The sequence below is a fragment of the Curvibacter cyanobacteriorum genome (assembly GCF_028649475.1).
In the GTDB taxonomy this organism is placed as follows: domain Bacteria; phylum Pseudomonadota; class Gammaproteobacteria; order Burkholderiales; family Burkholderiaceae_C; genus Curvibacter; species Curvibacter cyanobacteriorum.
The window spans coordinates 502,624-522,749 of the sequence record NZ_JAQSIP010000002.1; the positions used below are offsets into that span (position 1 = coordinate 502,624).

Below are 20,126 nucleotides of genomic sequence, written 5' to 3' on the forward strand. Positions count from 1 at the left end.
GGGTCGGGCGCGGTCAGCGTCCCCTTGTCCACCCATGATTGCAAAAGCCGATTTCATCGAAGGCATGGCCAAAGGCCTGGCGGTGCTGGAGAGTTTTGACACCGAGCGGCAGCGGCTCAATGCCACGCTGGCCGCGCAGCGCGCCGGCATCACGCGGGCCGCCGCACGCCGGCACCTGCTGACCCTCACCCACCTGGGCTACCTGGAAAGCGACGGCAGCTATTTCTGGCTGACGCCCAAGGTGTTGCGCTTCTCGGGCAGTTACCTGGCGTCGGCGCGGCTGCCGCGCGTGATTCAACCGACCTTGAACCGCCTCGCGGCCCAGACGCAGGAGTCGTTCTCGGCCGTGGTGCTGGACGGCGACGAGGTGGTCATCGTCGCGCGCAGCGGGGTCTATGGTGCCCCCACCCGCTTGCTGGCCTACGGCCTGCACCTGGGGGCCCGCCTGCCCGCGCATGCCACGTCGACCGGGCGGGTGCTGCTGGCGGCCATGGGCCCGGCCGAATTGAGCGCCTGGTTGCAGGCCCGCACGCTGGCGCGCCTGACGCCCCAGACGACGGTGCAAGCCAGCGCGCTGCGGCGTTTGCTCAAGCAGGTGCGGGAGGACGATTTTTGCCTGGCGACCGAGGAGCACGAACTCGGCGTGTTGGCGCTGGCGGTGCCGCTGCGCAACATGCAGGGGCGCACGGTGGCAGCCCTCAACGTGGTGGCCTCGACCCAGCAGCGCGAGGCCAGTGCCCTGCAGCAAGGGCTGTTGCCCTTGCTGATGGAGGCCGCCCGCGAGGTGCGCGCCTTGTTGTGAGGCCCAGGGCGTCGCCCGCGGCAGACCCTTTTCATCCTGGCCCTTGGTGAGGGGGCGGTTTCCGGCTTCAGGCGGCTTCAGGCCCGCGGCTGCGCGGGTAACCGTTTGTCAGTTCTTATCAATATTGGCGTTTTGCAAATTGCAAAAATGGCATTGATAATGTAAAGTTGCGTAACGATAAAGGCACACCTGTACGAAAGTCAGGGTCGCAAAGCCACCGGTCTACGCCCTCCAATGGGTATGACAGCGGGGTTGCCGAACAAAGGCCAGTCGATCGACTGGCTTTTTTCACATCGGCCCTGAGGGGCTGTGGGCGACTCCTGTGTGGCGCTCGACCGGTCCGGTCGATGCACCCGGCGCTGCAGGTCGAATTTATCAATTCGATCAACCTGGAGAACCGCCATGCGCCCTCATTTCCCTCGCCCTTGCTCCACCCGCGTGTCTGCTCTCCGGTGGTTCCCGCTCAGTGCCGTGGCCCTGGCGCTGCTGGCTTGCGGTGGCGGTGACGGCCCCTCGATCCCGGACAGTGTGCAGCCTTTGGTGGCCAGCACCACAACCACCTTGACGCTGGCGGCGGAGGACCTTTCTGAAGAAGCGGGCGCCCTGTTGGCGCAGCCGGCCTTTCACCTGGCCCCGGTGCTGCTGAATACCCCAGACGACCGTGATGCGGGTGGTTACAGCCTGTCGGCCAACATGGTGCCCCGCCAGCAGGCGGTGCCTGCCGAGTTGTCCGACTTGTCGACACGTCAACTGACCTTGCAAGGGTTGGAAACCGCCAAGCGCCAGGCGCTGCCGGCGGACGTCACCCGCGCCGGCACGGCCGTCAGCACCTACACGCCGGCCCAGATCCGGGCTGCTTACGGCCTGCCCGCCTTGCCCACCCCGGGGGCCACCCTGACGGCGGCCCAGGCGGCTCAGTACGGCGCCGGCCAGACGATCTACATCGTGGACGCCAAGCACAACCCGAACGTCGCGGCCGAGCTGAATGCCTTCAACCAGAAGTTCGGTCTGCCCACCTGCAGCACCAAGGCGATTGCGGTCACGGCCAGCCTGCCGCTGCCGGCCGCGTCGGCCACGGGCTGCGAGTTGTCGGTGGTCTACAACACGGCCGCAGGCGGCATGACCGCCACCGCCCCCGCGTATGACGCGGGCTGGGCGACCGAGATTGCGCTGGACGTGCAATGGGCCCATGCCCTGGCCCCGTTGGCCCGCATCGTGGTGATCGAGTCCGTTGACGCCAGCCTGACCCAGCTGCTCGGGGGCATCAAGCTGGCCAACGCCATGGGCCCGGGCATTGTGTCGATGAGCTTTGGTGCCAATGAGGGCAATTGGTCCGCATCGGTGGAGGCCACCTTCACCCATCCCAAGATGAGCTACCTGGCCGCCGCCGGGGACTCGGGCACGGCCGTGCTGTGGCCCGCGGTGTCGCCCAATGTGTTGGCGGTGGGGGGCACCAGCCTCAGCTACAGCGGCACCGGGGCCCGCTCGGAGGTCACCTGGTCGGGCACGGGCGGGGGCACCAGCCGATACACCGCCAAGCCGGCCTACCAAACGACGGCGGTGCCGGGGCTGGGCAATGTGGCACGCCGCACCGGCCCCGATGTGGCCATGAACGCCGACCCCAGCACGGGCCAGTACGTGGCCGTGATGACGCCGGGCAGCAGCGCCGTGAGCTGGGTCAGCGCGGGCGGCACCAGCTTGTCCACGCCCCAGTGGGCCGGTTTGCTGGCGGTGGCCAATGCGCAGCGGGCCCAGAGCGCCAAAGCCCCGCTGGGGGGCCCGCACTCGGTGCTGTACGGGCAGATCTCGACCGTGCCGGGCAATTACGCTGGCGCGTTCGCCGACATCACCAAGGGCAGCAACGGCAGTTGCAGCACCTGCACGGCGCGGGTCGGTTTTGACCCCATGACGGGCCTGGGCACGCCCAACGGCAGCAACCTGCTGGCGCAGTTGTCGGGGGCTGCGGTGCCGGCCGTGGCACCGGTGGTGACCGCCGCCAGCATCAAGGGGGTGAGTGGCACCGCGCTGAGCTTCACGGCCTCGGTGACGGCCTCCAACCCGGTGACCTACAGCCTGTCGGGATCCCCCGCGGGCATGGCCATCAGCAGTGCAGGTGTGGTGACCTGGGCCAGTCCCCAGGTCGGCACCTACAACGTGACCGTGACCGCCAAGGACACCGCCAATGGCCTCAGCGGCCAGGGCCTCTACACCGTGACCATCGCGGCACCGACCCCGCCCACCGTGGGGGGCGTGACCATCACCGGTCAGCCAGGGGTGGCCTTGTCCTTCAACGTGAACTACAGCGCCGCCAACCCGGTGACCTACAGCCTGACCGGGGCGCCGGCGGGCATGACCATCAACAGCGCGGGCACGGTCAGTTGGCCCAGCCCGGTGCTGGGCAGCTACAACGTCACCGTGACCGTCAAGGACAGCAAGACCGGCTTGACGGGGCAGGGTGTTTATGTCGTCAAGATCGCCAAGAACGGCCCGGTGATCACTGCCGCCGCGATGACGGGCGTGGCGGGCAAAGCGCTGCGAGGCACCATCACCATCGCTGACCCGGGGGCCAGCTGGATCTCGGTCTCGATCTCGGGGGTGCCGCTGGGCATGGGCTTCTCGATGAGCGGCCTGATCATCACGGCCAATTGGCCCAGCCCGGTGACCGGCAACTACTCCCTCAAGGTGACGGTGGTCGACAACCGGGGCCTGACGGCCACCCAGTCGATCCCGGTGACGATCACCGCCAAGTGAGCAGCGCCCCGACGGGCCCGGCGCCATCGCGCGGGGCCCGTGGCAGCGGTTGGTGATGGATGCCAAGGCCCTACGGGGCCTTTGCTTTTGGGGCCGCGGTCCACTGCCCCGGCGCCCGGCGTGACAAAGGCCTGCGCGGCACTGGCCTTGCAAGCGTTGAAGCCGTGCGAAGCCTCAAACCCCCAGGTATTGGTCGAGCAGGCCGGGTTCGTTGCGCAGGCGTTCGGAGCTGCCCTCGAACGCCACCTGGCCTTTGACCAGGATGACGTTGCGGTTGCTGATCTGGGTGACGTGCTTCCAGTTCTTGTCGACGATCACGCTGCTGATGCCACTTTCGCGGATCAGGCCGCAGATGCGCCAGATCTCGCGTGCGATCAGTGGTGCCAGGCCTTCGGTGGCCTCGTCGAGGATCAGCACGTCGGGGTTGGTCATCAGGGCGCGGCCGATGGTCAGCATCTGTTGTTCGCCCCCCGACAGTTGCTGGCCGCCGTGGTCCAGCCGCTCCTGCAGCCGCGGGAAGGTGTCGAGCACGCGCTGGTACGTCCAGTCGCGCTGGCCGCGGGTTCCGGCCCGCGCTGCCATCTGCAGGTTTTCGCGCACGCTGAGGTTGCCAAAAATGCCCCGACCTTCGGGCACGTAAGCGATGCCCAGGCGCGCCACTTCGTAGGTGCTGCGACCGTTCATGGGGCGGCCGCAAATGTGGACCTGACCACTGCGTGGGGGCACCAGGCCCATGATGCTTTTGAGCAAGGTGCTCTTGCCCATGCCGTTGCGGCCCATCAGGCCGATGGTCTCGCCGCGCGCCACCTGAAAACTCAGGTCGCGCAGGATGTGGCTGGCGCCGTAGTAGGTGTTCAGGCCCTGGGCCTGGATCAGCAGTTCGCTCATTCTTCGTCCGCTCCAAGGTAGGCCGATTGCACTTGCGGGTCGGCGCGCACTTCGGCCGGCGTGCCGGTGGCGATGCGCGTGCCATTGACCATCACGGTCAGGCGGTCGGCCAGGGTGAAGACAGCGTCCATGTCGTGTTCGACCAGCATCATCGCGTGGCCGGGCTTGAGGCGCAGCAGCAGCTCGACGATACGTTCGGCTTCGGCCACCCCCATGCCCGCCAGCGGCTCATCGAGCAGCAGCACCTGGGGTTCGGTGGCCAGGGTCATGGCGATCTCCAGCTGGCGCTGCTCGCCGTGGCTGGCCGCACCGGCCACGGCATGGCGGCGCTTTTGCAGACCCGCCAGCTCCAGGGCGCGTTCGGCGCGCTCGTTGACCACCGCCACCGAATCGGCCCGGCGCAACCAGCGCCAGGCCTGGGGCGTGCGGGACTGGGCGGCCAGGTGCACGTTCTCCCACACGGTCAGGGGTGCGAAGATGTTGGTCTTCTGGTAGCTGCGGCCCAGGCCCTGGCGCGAGCAGCGCTCGGGCGACCAGCCGGTGATGTCCTGGCCACCCAGGGTGATGCGGCCTTCGCTGGGGGGCAGGTCGCCGGACAGCAGGTTGGTCAGCGTGGACTTGCCGGCCCCGTTGGGGCCAATCACCGCGTGGATGCGGTTGCGCCACAGGTCCAGGTCGATCTGGTTGACGGCGGCCAAGCCGCCAAAGCGGCGCGTCAGGCCGCACGCGCTCATCAGCACTTCGGCGTCGCGGTTCTCAGTCATGGGGCTTCTCCGACGGGGTCTTGCTCAGGCGTTGGTTCAGGCTTTGCACGAGGCCCAGCAGGCCGCGCGGCGCAAACACCACCAAGGCCACGATGAACAGGCCCATCCACAGCTGCCAGTGTTTGCCCATCTTGAACTGGCCGAGGGTCGGCAGGTCCTTGAACAGGTCGAGCAGGGTCTCGAAAGCGAAGGCCCCGACCACGGCGCCGGCAAAGTTGCCCATGCCACCCAGGATGACCATCATGATGGCGTGGGCGCTGAGGTGGAAGCCCATCAGCTCGGGGTTCACATAACCGCTTTGCGCACCCCACAGGTAGCCCGCCAGCCCCGCCAGCGCGCCGGCCAAAGTGAAGGCAGCGAGCTTGTAGCCGAAGGTGCCGAAACCCATCGCCCGCATGCGGTGTTCATTGATGCGGATGCCCGACAGCGCGCGGCCGAAAGGGCTCCACAGCAGGCGGCGCAGGAAGACGTACACCGCCAGCATCAGCACCAGGGTGAAGTAGTAGAAGGTCTGCTTCTTCTCGAGGTCGAAGGGCAGCCAGCTGCCCAGGGCCGCGTCGGGCTTGAAATTGATGTACAGGCCGTCCGAGCCCCCCAGGGCCTTGTTGTCAAAGAACACATAGAACACCATCTGCGCGAAGGCCATGGTGACCATGATGAAGTAGATGCCGTGGGTGCGCACCACGAAAAAGCCGATCACCAGCGCCGCCAAAGCCGATACGCCCACGGCGGCTGGCAGGGTCCACCACAGGCTGACGGGTTCGCCTGCGGGGGTCAGGAAGGCCAGTGCATAACCGGCCAGCCCAAAGTAGGCTGCATGGCCCAGGCTGACCAGGCCGGTCACGCCTTGCAGCAGGTCCAGGCTCATCGCAAAGATGGCCAGGATCATCATGCGGGCGACCATTTGCACGTAGAAGTCGGTGCCCACGCTGGGGAAGGCAGCCAGCGCCACAACCGCCAGCCCGAGGGTGATTTGCAGGCCGCGTGGCAGGGTTTCAAGATTCGCTCGGGGGGCAGACATGGGCAAGACTCCGGGCCGGTGAACCGACAGAACAGACAGGGGCAGGGCGCAGGTGCGCGGGGATCAGGCAGAGGGGGCAGCGCGGGCTCATTGCTTGAACAGCCCTTCCGGTTTCCACAGCAGCACGGCCGCCATCAACATGTAGACCAGCATCCCCGAGGCTTGCGGCAGCAGCACCTTGCCAAAGGTGTCGACCAGGCCCACCAGCAAGGCCGAGATCAGGGCACCGCGCACCGAGCCGATGCCGCCGATGACCACCACCACAAAGCACATGATCAGCACCTGCGAACCCATGTTGGGGTAGACGCTGGCAATCGGTGCGGCGATCATGCCGGCCACCGACGCCAAGCCCACGCCGAGCGCGAACACGGTGGCGTGGATCAGCTTGATGTTGATGCCCAGCGATTCGGCCATGTCGCGGTTGAAGGCCCCGGCGCGGATCTTCATGCCCAGGCGGGTGCGCGAGATCAGCAGGTACAGGCCACCGGCCAGCAGCAGGCACAGGCCCGACATGAACAGGCGGTAGCCCGGGTAAGACAGGGTGTCGGTCAGCGGGATCGACCAGTCCAGGGCAGGCGGCACATTGACACCGTGCACGTCATCGCCCCACAGCAGCGAGCGCACCTCCTCGAACACATAGATCAAACCAAAGGTCAGCAGCACCTGGTCCAGGTGGTCGCGGTGGTAGAAGTGCCGGAACAGCAACCACTCGAGTGCCAGCCCCAGCAGCACCGACAGCACCGCCCCGACCACGATCGCCAGGGCCAGGCTGTTGAGCTGGGTGCTGAGCGACCAGGCCAGGTAGGCACCCAGCATGTAGAAGCTGCCATGCGCCAGGTTGACCACGCCCATGATGCCGAAGATCAGCGTCAGGCCGGCCGCCAGCATGAACAGCAGCAGTCCGTACTGCAGGCTGTTGAGCAACTGGATTAAGAAATTGGCAAGGTCCATGGTGGTTCAGGGCAGGGGTTGGCCGTGCAAAGGGGGGGGGCCCCGGGGCGGGCAATCAAATCAAGGGGCAGGGGCTGAATGCTGGACGGCCCGCTTCCCAGCCCCGGCGGCAGTCACAGCGCGGGGCCGCTGTGTCGCCCCCTGGGGCGCGGCAAGCGGTGGGATGGGGTGAGGCCGTCCAGGCCGCCACAGCGGCCCGTGGATCAGCTCAGGCGGCAGCCGGCGCCGCTGTCGGACAGGGCTTTGGCGGCCACGCCGATGACCTTGTTTTCGCCTTTCTCAACCACGCGCAGGTAGATGTCCTGCACCGGGTTGTGGGCCTTGCTCATGGTCCACTTGCCGCGCGGGCTGTCGATCACGGCGGCCTCCAGGGCCTTGTAGAGTGCGGGCTTGCTGCCGCTCAGGTCGCCCTTGACCGCGTTGGCGCCTTGCACCAGCAGCAGACCCGTGTCATAGCCCTGCACCGCGTACACGTCGGGCTGCATCTTGAAGGTCTTGGCGTAGTCGAGGCGGAACTGCTTGTTGCGCGGGGTGTCCAGCGAATCGCTGTAGTGCATGGTGGTGGTGATGCCTTCGGCCGCCGGGCCGGCGGCTTCGAGCACGCCCTCGGTCAGGAAGCCCGAGCCATACAGGGGAATCTTGCCCTTGAGGCCGGCCGCAGCGTAGTCGCGGATGAACTTGGCAGCCCCGCCGCCGGCAAAGAAGCAGGCCACGGCATCGGGCTTGAGCGAGGCGATCTCGGTCAGCAGGGCCTGGAATTCAACGTTCGGGAAGGGCAGGCCCAGCTCTTTGATGATGGTGCCGCCGGCCTTGGTGTAGCTTTCTTTGAACCCTTCAAAGGCCTCGTCGCCCGCGGCGTACTTCCAGGTGATCCAGACGGTCTTCTTGTGGCCGGCCGCCACCATTGCCTGGCCCAGCGCCAGGGTCGGCTGCGAGTTGCTGAAGCTGGTGCGGAACACATTGGGGGCACACAGCGCCCGGGTGGCCGCGTGCACACCGGCATTGGGGATCAGGCTCAGCACGCCGCTGTCACGAGCGACTTTCTGGATGCCCATCTGCACGCCCGAATGCACGGTGCCGATCAGCACGTCGACCTTGTCGCGTTGCACCAGTTTGTTGGCGTTCTCGATGCCTTTGGACGGATCGGATTCGTCGTCCACCTTGAAGTACTCGATCTCCCGCCCGCCGAGCTTGCCGCCTTGCTGTTCGATGGCCAGGCGGAAGCCGTTCTCGATCGCCACGCCCAACTGGGCAAAGGTGCCGGTGTACGGCAGCATGAACCCCACGCGAACCTTGCCCGTTTGGGCCAGCGCCTGGCTGGGCAGCCAGAGGCCGGTCGTGGCGGCCCCCATCAAGGCAGCGCTGTGGCTGAGAATCTGTCGGCGTGAGGTCATCTGAAGTCTCCTGTCTATTGGTTTAGGCTTAAAGCAATCTAACTGAATCGGTCGGTGCAACGCCCTCTGGCTTACCCGTACCACGGCCCCTCAGGAACAGGCCAGCGCCTGGGCCAGCCAGTCGCGGCACCAGGCCGTGGCAGGGCCTTCGGGGTCGATACCGCTGCTGGCGTCGTGGCGCCAAACGTCCCCCAGGCGCTGCGCACCCAGGGCGCTCAGGCGCTCGTCAAAACGCTGACCGCCGAAGCAGAAGGTCTGGGCGTACTGGCTGTCCCCGAGCGCGATGACGCCATAGCGCAGGCCAGGCAGGGCCAGGCCCGGGGTGTTGAGGGCGTCATACAGGTCCTGGGCGTTGTCGGGCACATCACCCGTGCCGTAGGTGGAGGTGCAGATCAGGTAGAGCGCGTCGTCGTTGAACACGCTGCTGTCGAGGCCGTCCATCAGGGTGATGTCAATGGACTCGACCAGGTCGGCGCAGTCCATCTGAATGGCCTGGGCGACGTAGTCGGCCGTGCTGGTCATGGTGCCGACCAGGATCTTGAGCTTCATGCCTTGTCTCCTATGGGGATGCAATAAAATGCTTCACACCTTGTTTGCAGGCAGTATATTGCAAACCCCTCGGACCGCAAGGCCCAATTCCGGCCCCCAGCCTCCTTGCAAACCCTGATAGGAGCCGCAGGTCAGGCCCCAGGCCAGGCGGTGCGGGCGGGCGGGCCGACGCAGCCCGGCCGCCGACGGTGACGCCCTCTCTGCCCCAGGCGTGGTTGATTTTTCCGCCCTGGGTACAGAATCCAGGGACGATGCGATTGGATTCTTGACCCCAATCGCCAGAATCCCCTCCAAACTCGGGGTACAATGCAGGCTGTCGGAGCGTAGCGCAGCCTGGTAGCGCATCTGCTTTGGGAGCAGAGGGTCGCGAGTTCGAATCCCGCCGCTCCGACCACCATTCAAAACGGGTTTCAACGGTTTCGTTGAAACCCGTTTTTCTTTGTCGCTCGCTTGGGCGATGGGCTGGCCCTGCAAGTGCCGCGGGCGTCCCGCATCGGCGCTCCCGCTTCCGTCCTGCCTCCCTGCGACCGGCCCACCTCCCCATCGCACCCTGGCCAAAAAAAGCCCCGCCTGGCGAGGCCGGGCGGGGCAAGCAATGAAGGTTTACATCCCTGAGGGGCTCGTCTGGGCGTGGCAGCGCCCAGGCGAGCTGGCTGGCATTAGAAGCGGTGTTGCACGCCGACAGCGAAGCCGGTGTTGCTGGTGGTGCCGCTGGCGGTTTGGGCGGCAGTGATGCCCTTGGCCTTGGTGTAGTCGATGGCGGCGTACAGGTCGGTGCGCTTGCTGAGCTTGTAGCGGGCGCGGGTCGCGAAAGTGTCGTAGCGGTTGCTTGCCACGCCGTCAGCGCTGTACTTGGTGTTGTAGTAGGCCACGACGACCTCGGTCATCGGGGTGGCGTTGAAGGTCAGGCCCAGGTCGACCACGGTGGCTTTCAGACCGGTGGTGCGTGCCGTGGCGCCGGCCAAGAAGCGGTACAGCGAGGTGCTCGAGCTGGAGTTGGTCAGGATCGAGGTGTTGCTGTTCAGGAAGCCCGGGTCGGCCTGCATCTGGCTGTAGCCACCGGTGAACTTGTAGCCGTTGACCGTGTAGTTACCGCCCGAGGTCAGGGTGGTCTGGGTTCGGGCCCCGGTGTCACGCAGGCGGTCGTAAGCCACGCCCAGTTGCAGCGGTTTGGCGTCGTACTTGGCCATCACTTGCACCGACGAGTTGGCGGCGGTGGCGCCAGCCACGTTGCCAAACGAGTAAGCCAGGCCCAAGGTGGTGCCCGACCAGGTGGGGCTCTGGTACTTGACCATGTTGTCGCGGCGCGAGGTGTTCAGCGCCGAACCCACCAGGGTGCCCAGGGGGTTGACAGCGGTGGCGGCGTTGGCGGCGAATTGGCGGTTGCCGGTCAGTTCGTGGCCCAGCGGGTCGACCACATAGCCTGCTTGCAGGTCGTACAGGAAGGTGGTGTTGCGACCAATGTCAACGCGGCCCCAGCTGTCTTGCAGGCCCATCACAGCGCGGCGATCAAAGAAGTTGCTGGTGCTCGAGGTGGCGCCGCTGCCCAGGTTGATGCCGGTTTCCAGGTTGAAGTTGGCTTTGAGGCCGCCGCCGAGGTCTTCGGTGCCGCGGAAGCCCAGGCGCGAGGTGTTCATCACACCCGAGCTGAACTGGGTTTGCGAGCCAGTGCCGGCCGTGGTCTTGGCGACAGCGCTGTCGTGGCGCACGCCACTGTCGACCAAGCCATAGATCACAAGGCTCGATTGGGCTTGGGCCAGGGTGCACAGGGCGCTCAGCGAGGCCAGGGCGATCAGGGATTTTTTCATCAGTTTTCCTAGCGCCATCAGCCCGTGGCCGATGGCATGAATGGGTCATCAGACGACGCCGTTGTGGCTTGCCCGCCCAAGAGGCGCGCAGTGACACCGGCATCGGTGCAGCCAGGGGCCGCCAAGGGGGCCGCGCCGAGAGGCGGCGGTCCAGCAGCTGGCCTGGGCCAGCCCCTCATGGGCTGACTTGCGTCATTCTGTAAATGGAATTTGACTGACTTGTGACGATTGAATCGGGATCAGCAATAAATAAGGCTATTCATCGATTGCCTGTTTCATTTGAAGAAATAGATTAGGCCCGGCTCAGGGCCTGTTCAGCCGGCCCACGACCACGCTGGGCGGTGGCGGCGAAGGCCTTGGTCACCCCCCTTCTGGGCCGGTGGGCCTGGCGTCGAGCCGCGCGGCGCCGGCGTCAGGACCGGCCCGTGCCGCGGCGCTGGACCCGGGGCAGGGTTGGCCCGGAGGCAAGTTCGGGCGAATTGCAACAATATGTAATGCTCACGTCAACCGCCTGCCTAGAATCGCCACCCGTTCATGTCAGACAACGCCCCCTGGGTCGGGGGTGGTCGTGGCGTGCAGGCCATGTCATCAGGAGACTCCATGAGCCATTTTCCCCGTCCTCGAACCCGGCAAGCGGTGGTGGCCTTGGCCACCGCCCTCTCGTTGGCCTGGCCTTCGGTTCAGCCGCTGTGGGCGGCCAACCACCCCAACTCCCGCGTGGCCAGCACCCATGTGCTGGACCTCACCGCCAACGTCGACTGGGACTACGATGCCGCGCCGCCCACCCAGGCCGGGGGCACGACGGTGCTGACCAAGGAGGTGCTGCGTGACCAGATCCTGCGCGAGGTGGCCCGCAGCGTGTTCTTGATGACCGAAGGCCGGCACCGCATCGGCACGGTCTACCTCTACAAGAACGGCCGCTTTGGCAAGAACGTCGACGTGCAGATCATCAACAAAAGCGACCGCTCTTATGCCAGCGCGGCCAAGTGGCAGCAAAGCGAGGGCAGCAGCTACAACTTCTTGGCCATGGACAACCGGCCTGAGAACCTGCGCAATTACGCCCGCGTGATCGCCCACGAACTGGGCCACTATGTGTATGGCTTTGCCGACGAGTACCGTGAGGAGGGCAAGGCGCTGAGCACCAGTGACCCGGGCGGCCCGTCGGGGGTGGACTTCACCCGCAACACGATCATGAACAACCACGAGAACTTCACCAGGCTCTCGCTGGCGGATGATTACCTGGGCAGTCTGGCGGACAACAACACGGCCCAGGCCCGGGTCTACGCCACCGACCGGACCAACCTGCGCGGTGGCAGCCATTGGGAGATGCTGACGCGGGACCCGGCCAACGATCCGGCCGAGGCCAAGGGCTTTCACGGTGGCGACCGAGTCTGGTTCGAGGCTTTCAAGGACTTTGCCGCGCCCACCAAAGTGAGCCAGTTGACGCGCTATTTCGGTGTCCTCTGCGATCCGCAATTGGTGCAGAGCCATTGCGGCACCGGCGACGCGAGCAAAGACCAAGTGGTGCCCAGTGCCGATCGCCTGAGCACTTTGGCCGACTACAACGCGCAGTTGTTTGCCAAGTCGGGTGGTTCGCTGACGGCCGATGCGGTGGATGGCACGCCGGGCTCGGCCTTTGAGAGTTTCAAGGTGGTGTTTGTCGATTCGCCCGCTGAGACCAGGTCGCTGGCGGTGCGTCAGACCGCGGCCAGCACCCGGCTGGCCGTGACCGCACGCGCGGCCGCCACCTCGGCTTCGGTGGCGCGCCATGCCATCGTGATCGACCGCAGCCTGCCCAGCGCCACCTTCGAGCAAGCCCGCGAGGCCGCTGTGGCGCTGTTGCAATTGGCCGAGTCGGGTTCGCAGTGGGCCGTAGTGGTGTCCCCGGGCACGGGCAGCAGCCCGCTGCAAAGCCTCAAGCCCATTGATACGGACCGGTCGGCCTTGGTGGCCAGTCTCGAAGCGCTGACCCGGGTGGACGGGCGTTTCGATGCCGCTGCTGCGCTGGCGCAGGCCCGCTCGGAAGTGGCCAAGAACCGTGCCGACGTGGACACCGCCCGCATCGAGCTGTTCACAGGCCAAGGCACCACGGTGGCCAAGGAGCTGGGCACCGATCTGCGTCAGAGCCGCACCGCGGTGAACGCGATCGGCCTGCGCCTGCCGGCGGGCAGCAGCGCCACGACCACCCCTGGCGGCGTGTCGCTGGATGCCCTGGCTGAGACCACGGGCGGCGTGTCCTACAGCGCCCGTGACGCCGAGCAAGCCATCAAGAAGATCCTGCGCGCCGAACGCAAGGCCTCGGGGGAGGTGTTCAGTTTGCTCGCCACCACGGGCTGGGACAGCCTGGCCGCCGGCGCCACACAGCAGACGGCGCTGACGGTGACCAGCCATGACCAGGTCATCAGCGCCCATTGGAACTTCGATCCCACCGACAAGGACCGCCTCAGCTTCCGCTTGATCACCCCCGCCGGGACATTCAGCACCTTGTCAGCGGCCTCCAACCTCAGCGAGGGCTATGCCCTGATTGAGATCGACAACAGCAGCGGTCTGCACAACGGGGCGGCGCGCGCCGAGACCCGCACCAGCGGCGCGGTCAGCAACTCGGTCGGACTCGATGTGCAGACCGAGTCGCCGGTGCAGTTGTCCGCCGACGTCGAAGGCGGCATGCTCAGCGACAACCGCGAACCCGTGCTGCGGGCCCAGTTCAGTGGCCAGGCCCCGGTGGCCAAGGCCCGCGTGGTGGCCACGGTGTACCGGGTCAGTGATGGCGTGGCCGTGTTGAGTGATCTGGTGCTGGCCGACGACGGCAAAGGGGTCGATGCACGGGCCGACGACGGTCGGTATGCGATCAGCCTCAAGGGCCTGCTGCCTGCCGGGGACTACACCGTCGAAGTCCACGCTGAAACCACTGCGGACTCGGTGTTCCAGCCGAACCAGATCTTTGCGGTGGGCACGGTGGTGCCGGTGCGCCCCGTGGGGGCGGGCCTGGTGCGCGTCGAGGAGGCCGACCTGACGCTGGATGCCGGCGCCACAGGCGTGCTGGCCGCCAGCAGTGGGGACAGTGGCTCGGGCAGCGCCAGCGGTGGCAGCAGTGGCAGCAGTGGTGGCTGCACCAGCGTGGCGGGGCAACATGACGCGGGCTTGCTGCTCCTGTTGCTCAGCGGCCTGACCGGCCTGTGGCTGCGCCGCCGTCGCCCAGCCCCCTCGCGTGGCCGCGACTGAGTCTGCGCGGGGTCCGGCGCCCCACCGGGCGCTGGGACCACTGCTGCTGGCTGCGGTGTTGTTGACGCCCGCGGTGGCCGCCTGGGCAGCCTTGTCGGGCGGGTTTCGTTTGGCCCTGCCGGACCTGGGCAGCGCGGTGGTGGCCTTGTTGATCGCGCCGCTGCTTGAGGAGTGGGTGCTGCGCTCTGGCTTGCAGCAGGGACTGAGCCAACTCGGGTCGCCCGGTACCGGGCAGGGGCCCCGGTACGCGGGTGGCCCGGGGCTGGCGGTGGCGGTGAGCACCGTCGCTTTCGCCTTGATTCACCTGGATGAGGTCTCCTGGACAGCCTGGGTGCGCTGCCTGCCCTGGCTGCTGCCGGGCCTGGTCCTCGCCTTGGTCTGGTGTTGGCGTCAGCGCCTCAGCGACTGCGTGGCGATGCACGCTTACTTCAACGCCTGTTTGGCCTTGGCCAGCCTGCTCTGACCCCCGGGACGGGGCGCTGGCGCGGAGACTGTTGCTTTGTTGCCATTCGAGGCGTGTCCCCGCGATTTTTTGACCTTCGTCAGGTCCGCGTCGGAATCAGGCGCTTCAATTCGTAAGGTATCAGTCAGAGTGCGTCGGCGCCGCTGAGTCAGCGGCTTGCCCGAGCCCGCTGCCTGGGGGGCGGTCGAGCCCTCTGTGAGGGTACCTCCGTCGTTTCACCTGCCCCCCGACCCGTTCATGACCCGCTCACCACTTCTGGCACCCCCGGCCACCATCGCTCCCCCCCAAGCCCGATCGGACAGCAGCTTCTTCCAACACCACGGTGTCTGGGCCCCCGGGGTGCGCTTGTTCCGCAAATTGCAATTTGGCGCCAAGGCTGGCTGGATTTCGCTCGCCTTCCTGATCCCGCTGATCCTGCTGGTGGTCGCCTACGTGCGCACCAGCCAGGCCACGATTGATTTTGCCGAGCACGAATTGGCCGGCGTGGCCGTGATCGGCAAGATCGAGCCCTGGTTGATCGAGGTGCAGCGCCAGCGGCGTTTGGTGTTGTCGGGCCTGGCACCGACGCCCGACATGAACGCCATCAGCAAGGCGCTGGAGGGGGTCAAGCAGCACCTGTCCGCGACCCAGCATCAAGTCGACGTGCGCACAGAGCTGGCCGCGGTCGAGCAGCTGCATGCCGCGCTGGCGGCGCAGGCTGGCAAGGCAGGCCTGGATGAGATGGAGCAGGGCTTTCAGCGTTATGTCGATGCCGTGCGGGACCTGCGCGTCACGGTGCTGGACCGCTCCGAGCTGACCTTGGACCCGGACCAGGACACCTACTACCTGATGAGCCTCTCCACCGACGTGGTGTCCGAGGTGATCGAGTCGATCTCGCGCACCCGTGCCATGTCCGGCGTGCTGGAGCGACGGGGTCGGGCTGACCCCGAGGCCCTGCGTCGCCTGTATGGCATCTGGTACCTGGGGGCTGACCGGGTCGGTGCGATCAGCAAGGCCGCCGCCCGGGCCGCCGAGGCCAACCCCGAAGTGCGTCGCCGTCTGCAGGTGGACGGCGCCGTGACCGCCACGCGGGCCTTTCAGGCCGCGGCCTCCAAGGCCTGGTTCGAAGGCGTCTACCGGGCGGAAATCCAGGCCTTGGGGCAGCCGGGTCAGCTGGCGGTGGACCAGTTGCGCGCGGTCAGCGGTGAGAGTCTGACGCTGCTGTCCGAGCTGCTGCAAAAGCGCATCGATCGCACCGTCACGGAGCGCCAGATCCTGTTTTCGCTGTTGCTGGTGTTCTTGCTGCTGGCCGCCTACCTGTTCTACGCCTTCTTCCTGGTGATGCACGGCGGCTTGCAAGAGGTCACGCGTCACCTGGAGGCCATGACCGAGGGCGACCTCACCACGTCGCCGCGCCCCTGGGGCCGCGACGAGGCCGCGCGCCTGATGTTGATGCTGGCCCGCATGCAGGACAGCCTGCGCCAGATGGTGCTGGAGGTGCGCAATGCCTCGAATGAGATCGTTCACTCCAGCACCGAAATCGCCGAAGGCTCGATGGACCTGTCGGCCCGCACCGAGCAAACTGCGGCCAATCTGGAGCAGTCCGCCGCGGCCATGGAGCAGATCGGCACCACGGTGCGCCAGACCTCGGACCACACCCAGGAGGCCACCCGCATTGCGGCGCAAAACGCCGCCATTGCCGGCCGTGGTGGCGAGGTGATTGGCAACATGGTCAGCACCATGGAGGACATCCAGACCTCGTCCCGCAAGATCGAAGACATCATTGGTGTCATTGACGGCATCGCCTTCCAGACCAACATCCTGGCCTTGAACGCCGCGGTGGAAGCCGCCCGGGCGGGCGAGCAGGGCCGGGGCTTTGCGGTGGTGGCCAGCGAGGTGCGTTTGCTGGCCGGGCGCAGTGCCGAAGCCGCGCGTGAGATCAAGCAGTTGATCGCCACCAGTGTCGAGAAGGTCGAGGGCGGCACCGACATCGTGCGCCAAGCGGGCAGCACCATGCAGGAGATCGTCGCCAGTGCGCAACGGGTCAACGAACTGTTGAGCTACATCGCCACCGGCTCGGTCGAGCAAAGCCAGGGCATCAGCCAGGTGGGCGAGGCAGTGCAGGAGCTGGACCGCGCCACACAGCAGAACGCCGCGCTGGTCGAAGAAACCGCTGCCGGCGCTGCCGCCCTGCGTGAGCAGGCGCTGGGTCTGGCCCACGAGGTGGCCCGTTTCCAGGTGCCTGAAGGCATGGTGGTCGAGTCCCGCCCGTCCTTGGAGATTGCCGACCTGAATGTGGACTCCGCCATCGAGGCGCATCGCCAGTGGAAGGTCAAGCTGCGGGCGGCCATCGAACAACGCAGCCAACTCGATGCGCAGACCATCTCCTGCGACGACCGCTGTCCCCTGGGCCAGTGGTTGCATGGGCGTGGTGGCCAGCGCTTCGGTGGCAAGCCGAGCTTTGTGGCGCTGCTGGAGGAGCACAAGGGCTTCCACCTCGCCGCTGGGGATGTGGCACGCCGCATCAACGCGGGTGCCCTGGACGACGCGCAGCGCATGCTGGGGGCGGGGTCGGCCTTTGCCAAGGCCTCCAACGCGGTGACCACCGCACTGTCGCGCATCAAACGGGGCATTTGAGGTCGACCGGGGAGGGGGCGGGCAGGTCGCACCCCTCGGTTGGTGTTGGTCAGGTTCAGGTCAGGGACGGGCCGCTATCGTGCCGCGTCGAGATCTGATCCTGCCATGAAGCTGCCTGCCCAACCCCCATTCAGCGAATCCGAACTGACCCCAGCCATCGCCACTGGGGTCCGTCCCAGCAAGTCCCGAATCACCAAGCGCTGGAGCATGCTGCGCTGGGGCGGCTTGGCGTTGGCGATCTTGATCTTGCTTGAACCCTACTGGAGCTGAATGCTGCGCCGGCAGCGCCCTGGGACCAGCCGCCTCACAGGGGCCCCAGCCACCACCCCAGAAAGCGCAGGTAGCGTTGCTCGCAATGCAGGCAACGCAGGTGTCGACTGAAGGGCAGGGCACGCATCCAGCCTGCGCGTCGGACACGTTCGACGGCGATTTTGCAGTGGGGGCAGCGCAGTGCCGGGCTGTGAGAAGTGGAGGAGGTCAGCGTGCTCATGGTCGTCCAAGGGTCGTTGTGACAGGGCATCCTGGCTCGGCCAGCCGGGCTGAGGCGGGAGGGATGCGGTGATCCGCGGGGTTTGAGGCCACGGGCTTGTCTCCTTGGGGCGTCTGCGGGCGCTTTGGCAAGCCTCCATGATGCGCTTTTTGGGTGACATCGGCATGTCTTTGCCGGCAGCGGCCAGCGCCTTGCTGCCGCGCAGGGCGCGGGTTTTCCTGAGGCCAAGCGCGGCGGAGGTGGCTTTTTCCCGCCAGGCCTTGGGGCAAAATGGGTTGGCCAGCCACCAGCTTTGGGGCGCCTCACCTGCAGAAGGTCCTCTGTGTCGAAACTCATCCTCACCATTGATGACCACGAAGACATTCGCAAACTGGTCCGTTTGACGCTTGAGTTTCAGGACTACGACGTCATCGAGGCCAGCAATGGCGCCGACGGCTTGGCGCTGGCCCGCCTGCGCCGGCCGGACGTGGTGTTGCTCGATGTGCTCATGCCGGGCATGAACGGCCTCGAGGTCAGTCGCACCATGGCCCAGGACCCGGAGCTGCGCGACATCCCGGTGGTCATGTTGTCAGCCCTGGAGCAGGCCACCGACGTCAGTGCCGGCTATGCGGCAGGGGCGCGGGCTTACCTGGGCAAACCTTTCAGCCCGTCGGACCTGGTCGATGTGATCGAATGCCTGATCGGTGACGATTGACCCTTGGCGCAGGGCCGGCCGGTTTTCGATGGATGGGCGGCCCGGTGGGTTTTGGAGCGCTCAGTGGCCCGGATGAATCCGCCTTGGGGCCTGGGTCGCGCTCATTTGCGGCAGCGCAGTTGGCGCAGGGCAGCCTCGCGGACCAGGTAATCGGCTGGCAGGGTCCATTTCTCAGGGTGGGCTCGGACGTGGTCGACCACCAGGTCATAAATCTGCGCCGATTCAAACTGGTTGGGCAGGCACAAGATGTCGCGGCCCGCGAGGGTGGCGTCCCAGACCCCCATCACATACCCCATGAACATCTGCACGTCGCGCCCGTCCTTGCTGCTTTGCAGGCCCTGACGGCGGCGCTCGAACGCCTCCCCCCAGCGGTTGAGTTCGTTGCCGTCAATGAACTGGGCCTGCGCTGTTGGGCTGCCCAGGCTGGCGGCCAGACAGCCTGCCATCAGCCAGCGCACCCAGCCCGCGGGACGGCCCGGTGAGGCTGGCAGGCGGGGGGCGACGGTGACACAAGGCGGGTGGGCAACCATGGGCGGGCAATTCGGCAGGTGTTGAGCGGGGGACGCTCAGAATGCTTCGCATTTTCTGGCCTTTTTGATGGCGCTCAAGCGCTGCGCCCCAAAAACACCCTCAAACCGGGCCTGGGACCTCCGGGACTGTGGTTTGAAGTGGACTGTCCACAAGCAAAAGCCCGCCAGGGGCGGGCTTGAAGGAGGAGGGGGATGACGTGCCGCTGGCCCCATGCGCGGGCTGCGCGGCGTGGCCGAACGTCGGCTTCAGGCGCGGTGCGGGGCTCGCTTGCGATCGCGCTCGTCGTGAGGCCAGGCGTTCAGAGGGGCGGGTTTGAGAGGCTGTGTCATGGGAAATCTCCAGGGATGCACCCACAACGAGGCGCTGCTCCAAATGGATGACAGCGTGGCCAAAATATTTTTCAACACCGGTTGCAGCGCCCGAGGTGGCGGCGGCGGCGCACCACCGCGGGAGAACAAGGGGGCCCTGGCTCGGCTGGTCGAGGACCCGGCTGGGGCGATGAGCGCGGTCCGGCCAGAAAATGAGCGCAGCACCGAACGGGGAGCAAGCCTCACGAAAGTAAAATCTGTCCTAATCCGGCTGGCTACTGGCCTGATCCTTTCGATAAACCTTAACCAAAATCAGATTCAACATGGCTCTCGACAAAGTCACTGCTGGCAAGAATGCCCCCGACGCCTTCAATGTGGTCATCGAAATCCCGATGAACGCCGACCCGATCAAGTACGAGGTGGACAAGGAATCCGGTGCCATTTTTGTGGACCGTTTCATGGGCACGGCCATGCACTACCCGACCAATTACGGTTATGTGCCGCAAACCATCAGTGGCGACGGTGACCCGGTCGACGTGCTGGTGATCACCCCCTTCCCGCTGATTCCGGGTGTGGTGGTGACCTGCCGCCCCATCGGCATCCTGAAGATGGAAGACGAAGGCGGCGTGGACGGCAAGGTGCTGGCCGTCCCCACCGACAAGATCCTGCCGATCTACACCCACTGGCAAAAGCCCGAAGACATCAACCCCCTGCGCCTGAAGCAGATCGCTCACTTCTTTGAGCACTACAAGGACCTGGAACCCGGCAAGTGGGTCAAGGTGCTGGGCTGGGAAGGCGTTGACGCCGCCAAGCAAGAAATCCTGGACGGCATCGCCAACTACCAAAAGGCGGCCTGACCGGCTTGGCCCGGCTG

General features: G+C 66.3%; 17 protein-coding genes, 1 tRNA gene and 1 riboswitch. Of the genes, 9 read left to right on the forward strand and 9 right to left on the reverse strand.

The annotated features are described in order from the left end of the window. The first annotated feature begins 34 nt into the window (after nucleotides 1–34). On the forward strand, nucleotides 35–802 hold the full coding sequence (locus PSQ40_RS05790; protein ID WP_273949585.1) for an IclR family transcriptional regulator domain-containing protein: 768 nt from the start codon (nucleotides 35–37) through the stop codon (nucleotides 800–802). Nucleotides 803–974: 172 nt separating this feature from the next. Next, nucleotides 975–1,062: riboswitch (cyclic di-GMP riboswitch) on the forward strand. A 142-nt stretch (nucleotides 1,063–1,204) separates the two neighbouring features. Beyond that, nucleotides 1,205–3,553 (forward strand): putative Ig domain-containing protein, encoded by a 2,349-nt coding sequence (locus PSQ40_RS05795; RefSeq protein ID WP_273949586.1) that lies wholly within the window; start codon nucleotides 1,205–1,207, stop codon nucleotides 3,551–3,553. A 174-nt stretch (nucleotides 3,554–3,727) separates the two neighbouring features. Here PSQ40_RS05795 and PSQ40_RS05800 read toward each other — a convergent pair whose 3' ends face one another. From PSQ40_RS05800 to PSQ40_RS05825, 6 genes are all read right to left on the reverse strand, one after another. Continuing rightward, entirely contained in the window at nucleotides 3,728–4,441 is a 714-nt protein-coding gene (locus tag PSQ40_RS05800; RefSeq protein ID WP_273949590.1) for an ABC transporter ATP-binding protein, read from the reverse strand. After that, nucleotides 4,438–5,205, reverse strand: a complete 768-nt coding sequence (locus PSQ40_RS05805) for an ABC transporter ATP-binding protein (RefSeq protein WP_273949592.1) — start codon at nucleotides 5,203–5,205, stop codon at nucleotides 4,438–4,440. Before PSQ40_RS05805 ends, PSQ40_RS05800 begins: the two co-directional genes overlap by 4 nt. Next, nucleotides 5,198–6,226 carry a branched-chain amino acid ABC transporter permease gene (locus PSQ40_RS05810; protein ID WP_273949594.1) on the reverse strand — a complete coding sequence of 343 codons (1,029 nt, stop codon included), beginning with the start codon at nucleotides 6,224–6,226 and terminating at the stop codon, nucleotides 5,198–5,200. Before PSQ40_RS05810 ends, PSQ40_RS05805 begins: the two co-directional genes overlap by 8 nt. Before the next feature lie 87 nt (nucleotides 6,227–6,313). After that, a complete protein-coding gene (locus tag PSQ40_RS05815) occupies nucleotides 6,314–7,177 on the reverse strand; it encodes a branched-chain amino acid ABC transporter permease (RefSeq protein WP_273949596.1) in 864 nt (287 codons plus the stop codon). Nucleotides 7,178–7,380: 203 nt separating this feature from the next. Beyond that, a complete protein-coding gene (locus tag PSQ40_RS05820; protein ID WP_273949599.1) occupies nucleotides 7,381–8,571 on the reverse strand; it encodes an ABC transporter substrate-binding protein in 1,191 nt (396 codons plus the stop codon). A gap of 90 nt (nucleotides 8,572–8,661) precedes the next feature. Next, a complete protein-coding gene (locus tag PSQ40_RS05825) occupies nucleotides 8,662–9,120 on the reverse strand; it encodes a flavodoxin domain-containing protein (protein WP_273949601.1) in 459 nt (152 codons plus the stop codon). Between the two features lie 317 nt (nucleotides 9,121–9,437). Between PSQ40_RS05825 and PSQ40_RS05830 the strand changes: the two genes are divergently transcribed. Then, nucleotides 9,438–9,514 (forward strand) — tRNA-Pro (locus PSQ40_RS05830). 265 nt (nucleotides 9,515–9,779) lie between these two features. Here the strand turns inward: PSQ40_RS05830 and PSQ40_RS05835 are convergent. Continuing rightward, a complete protein-coding gene (locus PSQ40_RS05835; protein ID WP_273949603.1) occupies nucleotides 9,780–10,928 on the reverse strand; it encodes a porin in 1,149 nt (382 codons plus the stop codon). 600 nt (nucleotides 10,929–11,528) lie between these two features. Here PSQ40_RS05835 and PSQ40_RS05840 point away from each other — a divergent pair. The 4 genes from PSQ40_RS05840 to PSQ40_RS05855 all read left to right on the forward strand — a co-directional run bounded on the left by PSQ40_RS05840 (nucleotide 11,529) and on the right by PSQ40_RS05855 (nucleotide 17,499). Beyond that, nucleotides 11,529–14,150 carry a choice-of-anchor X domain-containing protein gene (locus PSQ40_RS05840; protein WP_273949606.1) on the forward strand — a complete coding sequence of 874 codons (2,622 nt, stop codon included), beginning with the start codon at nucleotides 11,529–11,531 and terminating at the stop codon, nucleotides 14,148–14,150. A 55-nt stretch (nucleotides 14,151–14,205) separates the two neighbouring features. Next, a complete protein-coding gene (locus PSQ40_RS05845; RefSeq protein ID WP_273949608.1) occupies nucleotides 14,206–14,613 on the forward strand; it encodes a CPBP family intramembrane glutamic endopeptidase in 408 nt (135 codons plus the stop codon). Between the two features lie 237 nt (nucleotides 14,614–14,850). Beyond that, nucleotides 14,851–17,229 (forward strand): methyl-accepting chemotaxis protein, encoded by a 2,379-nt coding sequence (locus tag PSQ40_RS05850; RefSeq protein ID WP_273949611.1) that lies wholly within the window; start codon nucleotides 14,851–14,853, stop codon nucleotides 17,227–17,229. A 105-nt stretch (nucleotides 17,230–17,334) separates the two neighbouring features. After that, on the forward strand, nucleotides 17,335–17,499 hold the full coding sequence (locus tag PSQ40_RS05855; RefSeq protein ID WP_273949613.1) for a hypothetical protein: 165 nt from the start codon (nucleotides 17,335–17,337) through the stop codon (nucleotides 17,497–17,499). A gap of 34 nt (nucleotides 17,500–17,533) precedes the next feature. Here PSQ40_RS05855 and PSQ40_RS05860 read toward each other — a convergent pair whose 3' ends face one another. Then, on the reverse strand, nucleotides 17,534–17,719 hold the full coding sequence (locus PSQ40_RS05860; protein ID WP_273949615.1) for a hypothetical protein: 186 nt from the start codon (nucleotides 17,717–17,719) through the stop codon (nucleotides 17,534–17,536). A 322-nt stretch (nucleotides 17,720–18,041) separates the two neighbouring features. Between PSQ40_RS05860 and PSQ40_RS05865 the strand changes: the two genes are divergently transcribed. Then, nucleotides 18,042–18,413 (forward strand): response regulator, encoded by a 372-nt coding sequence (locus PSQ40_RS05865; RefSeq protein WP_273949617.1) that lies wholly within the window; start codon nucleotides 18,042–18,044, stop codon nucleotides 18,411–18,413. A 101-nt stretch (nucleotides 18,414–18,514) separates the two neighbouring features. Here PSQ40_RS05865 and PSQ40_RS05870 read toward each other — a convergent pair whose 3' ends face one another. Then, nucleotides 18,515–18,943: a Rap1a/Tai family immunity protein gene (locus PSQ40_RS05870; protein WP_273949620.1), complete on the reverse strand. Its 429-nt coding sequence runs from the start codon at nucleotides 18,941–18,943 to the stop codon at nucleotides 18,515–18,517. Nucleotides 18,944–19,575: 632 nt separating this feature from the next. On the opposite strand from PSQ40_RS05870, the gene ppa reads away from it, so the two are divergent. Next, on the forward strand, nucleotides 19,576–20,109 hold the full coding sequence (gene ppa, locus PSQ40_RS05875) for an inorganic diphosphatase (RefSeq protein WP_273949622.1): 534 nt from the start codon (nucleotides 19,576–19,578) through the stop codon (nucleotides 20,107–20,109). Nucleotides 20,110–20,126: the final 17 nt, after the last annotated feature.

Excerpts from the sequence above, each read along its gene's own strand:
- ppa (WP_273949622.1), top strand. The coding sequence starts at position 19,576 with ATGGCTCTCGACAAAGTCACTGCTGGCAAGAATGCCCCCGACGCCTTC.
- PSQ40_RS05820 (WP_273949599.1), bottom strand. The coding sequence starts at position 8,571 with ATGACCTCACGCCGACAGATTCTCAGCCACAGCGCTGCCTTGATGGGG.
- PSQ40_RS05840 (WP_273949606.1), top strand. The coding sequence starts at position 11,529 with ATGAGCCATTTTCCCCGTCCTCGAACCCGGCAAGCGGTGGTGGCCTTG.
- PSQ40_RS05850 (WP_273949611.1), top strand. The coding sequence starts at position 14,851 with ATGACCCGCTCACCACTTCTGGCACCCCCGGCCACCATCGCTCCCCCC.
- PSQ40_RS05795 (WP_273949586.1), top strand. The coding sequence starts at position 1,205 with ATGCGCCCTCATTTCCCTCGCCCTTGCTCCACCCGCGTGTCTGCTCTC.
- PSQ40_RS05805 (WP_273949592.1), bottom strand. The coding sequence starts at position 5,205 with ATGACTGAGAACCGCGACGCCGAAGTGCTGATGAGCGCGTGCGGCCTG.
- PSQ40_RS05825 (WP_273949601.1), bottom strand. The coding sequence starts at position 9,120 with ATGAAGCTCAAGATCCTGGTCGGCACCATGACCAGCACGGCCGACTAC.
- PSQ40_RS05810 (WP_273949594.1), bottom strand. The coding sequence starts at position 6,226 with ATGTCTGCCCCCCGAGCGAATCTTGAAACCCTGCCACGCGGCCTGCAA.
- PSQ40_RS05860 (WP_273949615.1), bottom strand. The coding sequence starts at position 17,719 with ATGAGCACGCTGACCTCCTCCACTTCTCACAGCCCGGCACTGCGCTGC.
- PSQ40_RS05800 (WP_273949590.1), bottom strand. The coding sequence starts at position 4,441 with ATGAGCGAACTGCTGATCCAGGCCCAGGGCCTGAACACCTACTACGGC.
- PSQ40_RS05790 (WP_273949585.1), top strand. The coding sequence starts at position 35 with ATGATTGCAAAAGCCGATTTCATCGAAGGCATGGCCAAAGGCCTGGCG.
- PSQ40_RS05835 (WP_273949603.1), bottom strand. The coding sequence starts at position 10,928 with ATGAAAAAATCCCTGATCGCCCTGGCCTCGCTGAGCGCCCTGTGCACC.
- PSQ40_RS05855 (WP_273949613.1), top strand. The coding sequence starts at position 17,335 with ATGAAGCTGCCTGCCCAACCCCCATTCAGCGAATCCGAACTGACCCCA.
- PSQ40_RS05815 (WP_273949596.1), bottom strand. The coding sequence starts at position 7,177 with ATGGACCTTGCCAATTTCTTAATCCAGTTGCTCAACAGCCTGCAGTAC.
- PSQ40_RS05870 (WP_273949620.1), bottom strand. The coding sequence starts at position 18,943 with ATGGTTGCCCACCCGCCTTGTGTCACCGTCGCCCCCCGCCTGCCAGCC.